Source organism: Gordonibacter sp. (genome assembly GCF_036667095.1).
GTDB lineage: Bacteria > Actinomycetota > Coriobacteriia > Coriobacteriales > Eggerthellaceae > Gordonibacter.
Genome location: NZ_JAVWUP010000191.1, coordinates 1 through 4,447 on the forward strand (window position 1 = coordinate 1; position 4,447 = coordinate 4,447).

At 50.9% G+C, this 4,447-nt stretch carries 4 protein-coding genes; all 4 read right to left on the bottom strand.

Features of this window, described 5'->3' with window-relative positions:
• Positions 1-897 (bottom strand): CoA transferase (locus RR842_RS12165; RefSeq protein WP_332729906.1); only part of this gene is annotated, 897 nt, incomplete at its 3' end.
• Positions 898-929: 32 nt separating this feature from the next.
• A complete protein-coding gene (locus RR842_RS12170) occupies positions 930-2,174 on the bottom strand; it encodes a CoA transferase (RefSeq protein ID WP_332729907.1) in 1,245 nt (414 codons plus the stop codon).
• Positions 2,175-2,235: 61 nt separating this feature from the next.
• On the bottom strand, positions 2,236-3,603 hold the full coding sequence (locus tag RR842_RS12175) for an NAD(P)/FAD-dependent oxidoreductase (RefSeq protein ID WP_332729908.1): 1,368 nt from the start codon (positions 3,601-3,603) through the stop codon (positions 2,236-2,238).
• 126 nt (positions 3,604-3,729) lie between these two features.
• Positions 3,730-4,447: anion permease (locus RR842_RS12180; protein ID WP_332729909.1), on the bottom strand; the 718-nt coding region annotated here is incomplete at its 5' end.

Below are 4,447 nucleotides of genomic sequence, written 5' to 3' on the forward strand. Positions count from 1 at the left end.
CTCTATCAGAGCCTCTTCAAAGACCTCGCCAGCCTCGGTTCCGCGGGCAGGAAGAGTCATGCCCTCAGGGAACAGCTCGGAGCCGTACTCTAGACCGAGGAATTTGACGAACTTTCTAACATTGGCCTGGCCAATGACGATGGTGTAGATACCGTTTCCATCGCCGCAAGTGAAGTGGCCGGTACCGCAGCCCATATTGGAGCGAGAGCCTGAGCGAGGCTCCTGGAGACCTTCCTGGAAGTAGTAAGTAGGCAAGGAATTCTGGCACCGGATAGAAGTCTCGTACTGCGCGAGGTCGATGCTCTCGCCTTCGCCCGTCTTCAGGGCATGCACGTAAGCTGCCAACGCAGAACCATAGGTTAAAAACGCCTGGTAATAATCGGTGACCATCTTCTGGCATAGGATGGGATCGCGATCGGGGAAACCATTGATCGCCATCATGCAGCTGTAAGCCTGGATGGTGTTGTCGTATCCACCGCGCATTACATATTCGGGAACGCCGCTTTGTCCATAGCCGGACATATGCGCAATGACCAGCTTGGGGTTGCGCTCCCACAGCAGTTCATCCGGATATCCCCATTCCGTCCATTGCAGCCCACGCGAGCTCTCGACAAAGATGTCCGCCTCATCGATGAACTCGAGGAAGATATCTCGCCCCTCTGGCTGAGTAACGTCTAAGGAAATCGTACGCATGTTCCTGCGTTCCGTTTCGATACCCCACCCACGATTAACGGTACGTACAGGATCAACGGATTTTGGGGATTCCATCCAAATGACGTTTGCGCCAGCTTCCGCAAAAAGTTCGCCGACGAATGGCCCTGCGGTAGAAATCGCAGAAACAACGACATTTAACCCTGACAAAACGCCAAATTTAGGAATTTCACTGCGGCGTGCCATATAGACCTCCTGAAATATGTGTTTATCTAAAACTAATTGACAGTAGTGATGCGAACCGTATCGTTCTGCTTGACAAGCTCGTCGTTGTAGAAAGAACCAATCTCGCTCTGAGAATAGCCGAGCTCTTCGAGAATATCATCATTATCCATGCCGACGGACGGGCAACCGCGCCAAATCTGCGCTGGATGATTCTGGAATCGCGGCACAGGTGCCACGCCTTTGATGGTGTCGCCCATCACGCTTTCCCACTCGATAAAAGTCTCGCGAGCTTTGTAGTGTTCATCTTCTTCCATCATCTGATAATCCATAACGCGGGAAATGGGGATGCCCATGGCGCAAAGCTCAGTCTCGGCCTCAATTGCGGTTTTGGACGAGAGATACTTTGCAATGACTTCCTCGAATGCGGCAGTGGCTGCCTTGTTGACGGTCAGAATGCGGGTAACACCTTCAGGGAACAACTCCGATCCGTATTCCAAGCCAAAGAGAGGAATGATCTTGCGCAGAACGCCAGCCCCGATAAAGATACAATAGACCCCTTTGCCGTCCTTGCAGGTGTAATAGCCGACTCCAGCAGTGTCAACACGTTTGCTGCCATCGCGAACCTCCTGCTTGCCCTGATTTAACCATTGACCAGGAAGCGCCGACTGGCAACTTGCGCTGACTTCGTACTGAGCAAGGTCGATGCTCTCTCCCTTGCCGGTTTTTGTTGCGCAAATGTAAGCCGCAAGTGTCTCGCCGAATGCACAGAGACCAGCATAATAGTCGGTGGGGAACTTCATGGCCAAAGAGGGATCGCGATCAGGGAAGCCATTCAGCTGCAACATGCCGGAATACGCCTGAGTTGTATGATCGTATGCCGAACGTTTTACAAATTCAGGAACACCGGTTTGTCCATATCCGGACATATGACAAATAACGAGCTTCGGGTTGTGCTCCCACAACACTTCATCAGTAATACCCCAGCCGGACCACTGTCCGCCGCGCGAAGCCTCGATGAAGACGTCCGTGGACTCGATTAGGTTTAAGAAGAGCTCTTTGCCTTTTTCAGCCCGAACGTTCAGACACATGCTCCTGACGTTCCTTCGTTCATTCTCGATCCCCCAGCCGCCGGCGGTCCAACGTAACGGATCCTGCCCTGTGGGCGGTTCAACCCAGATGACATCGGCGCCTTGTTCTGCATATTTCTGGGCAGGAACACCACCAGCGGTCGACACTGCAGCAATGACGACCTTCATACCGGATAACGTGCCAAACTGTGGAATATCTGCTGATTTCATAGTCGCTCCTTCGATAGAAAAGGGGATTTTGCCTATTCACGACAGGGAATCCCCTGCTTTGTTAGTCTACGTAGTTTTCCACGAATTTCATGGCGGTGCCCACCACAAGTTCAACCCCAACGCCAGAACCTTCTACCTCGCCGCCGACAAGGAAAAGACCATCGAGAGGTGTCTTGATTTTGGGACGATCCGAACCCACTTGGCCAGGCTTCTGAGCCACACCAATAACAGAACCGCCCTCACCAACACTTGCAGCTATTTGACTCGGCAGGGACTTATCGATGAAGATAGCATGCTCACGCAAGCCAGGAATGTACCCTTCGGCGGTATCGATCATCTTCTCCATATACTTTTCCGCAAAGCTATCGTTCATAAACTCAACCGGCGAGGCAAGCATGACAAGCTGCTTGCCTTCGGGCGCTGTAGCAGGGTCGAAGTTTGACGGGCTAACGAGAAATACGTTGAGTTCCTCGGGAATTTCCTCACGTGCCAACATTTCATAATACTCATGTTGGCTGGGTGCGTAGAATTGGCCAAGCATCTTGATGTCACTGTCGAGCACCGTGTCGAGTCCAATGCGGACAACAGGCGAGCAGAGGCTATATTCAAGCCCATTGACATAATTCACGTACTCTTCATCGAAGTGCTCTTCGCCAACTAGGTCGAGCACGGTGTGCTTAATGTCGGCGTTCGATATGACCATGTCGGCACGCCACTCTTTGCCGTCCACCCCAATGGCACCAACAGCTTTGCCACCTTCCACAATAACCTTGGCAACCTTGGTATCGAGATAGAGCTCGCCGCCAAAGTGCTTAAATCCGTCGGCATAAGCATTCGCAACCGAGACACAGCCGCCTGCGGGATAAGCGGAAGACTTAGCGCTTGCCTCCCACTGCAAGCATCGAGCGAACTCGCCAGCCGAAGCAACCCATTCCGGACATACAAGATAGACATCACCTACGCGGCTGACGCAGGAGTGAACAATATTGTTTGTAGTATAGCGATTCAGGTATTCTTCCAGCGTAATATCATTCAAGGCCATTATTTCTTCCTCAGAAAGACCTTTCACGTCAGTGACGAACTGAATTACGGCCTTAAGATCCTCGTCAGGAACCATGCCCTCAAGGTCTCGGGGAAACTTAAATATCTTGCCGCCCGTACTCTGAACGGGCCGAATAACCATCCAGTCAATAGGACTTTCCAGCCCGGTACTTTCAAGACAAGTAGTCGCAGGACCGTTTTTTCCGCGAGAAATAATATGCACCCCAAGATCAAGCATAAAGCCATCGCGCTCAAACGAGGTGAAGCGACCGCCAGGACGGCTGTTCTTTTCAAGAATTGCGACCCGTTTACCTTTGTGAGCCAGAAGAAGACCCGTAGCGAGGCCACCCATACCACTGCCAAGAATCAAAGCATCGTACTTCTCCATAATCTATTCCTCCTTTTCGGGCTCTGCCAATCCTTAGCTTGGCAGAGCATTTCCCTACAGATACTGCATAACCACAAACTATTACACCCGTGACCATATCGAAGATTGACCTGTGTCCAGATTTCTCTAGGCAATATAGCCAAGCGCCATCCAAAGCGGAACGCTCGCACAGAGGGCAATTATGTTGATAACCATATAGGCATATGACATCTTAACGGTATCCTTATGCTCAACCATTTCGTCATTCGTTATGGCTCGAGCCGCCATTTCGGCAGTATTATTGAACGGTGTCGTCCAAATTTGAACCGAAACATAAATAACGAAGCCGAGGATAAAGAAGCTGTTGATGCCTGCGACAGCTGCCAATCCACCAAAGATTGCAAAAACGATCGTTGCAGTAGCGACCTGAGAAATAACAACGTAGCGCAGCAGATAAGCCACTACAATAACAAGCAGAACCATGACGAACGCGTTACTAATCAAAGGAGCAACGATGGGCCCGATAGTGGCAGAAATCCACGCGCTTATTTTATGCGCAGACAGCATGCCAGCAACAGCCTGGATACCACCAATCAAAATCACCATTCTCCAGGGGATGCGCGTTCCGAAGTCGGCAACAGTAAAGGCTTGGCCACCAAATAAGCAGATAGCAGCGAACGCACAGAGCCCAACAACCGTCGGGTCAATCTTTAATCCAAATGGGTCAACCCATAGCACAATGGCGATAATCAAGCATATTGCGCAAACAATCTCATCGCGGGTAATCTTACCCATTTCTTTAAGTTGGGTTTTGGCGTAGCCCTTTTCAAACTGGATGGTCTCCTTGGGCTTGTAAAGCAACATG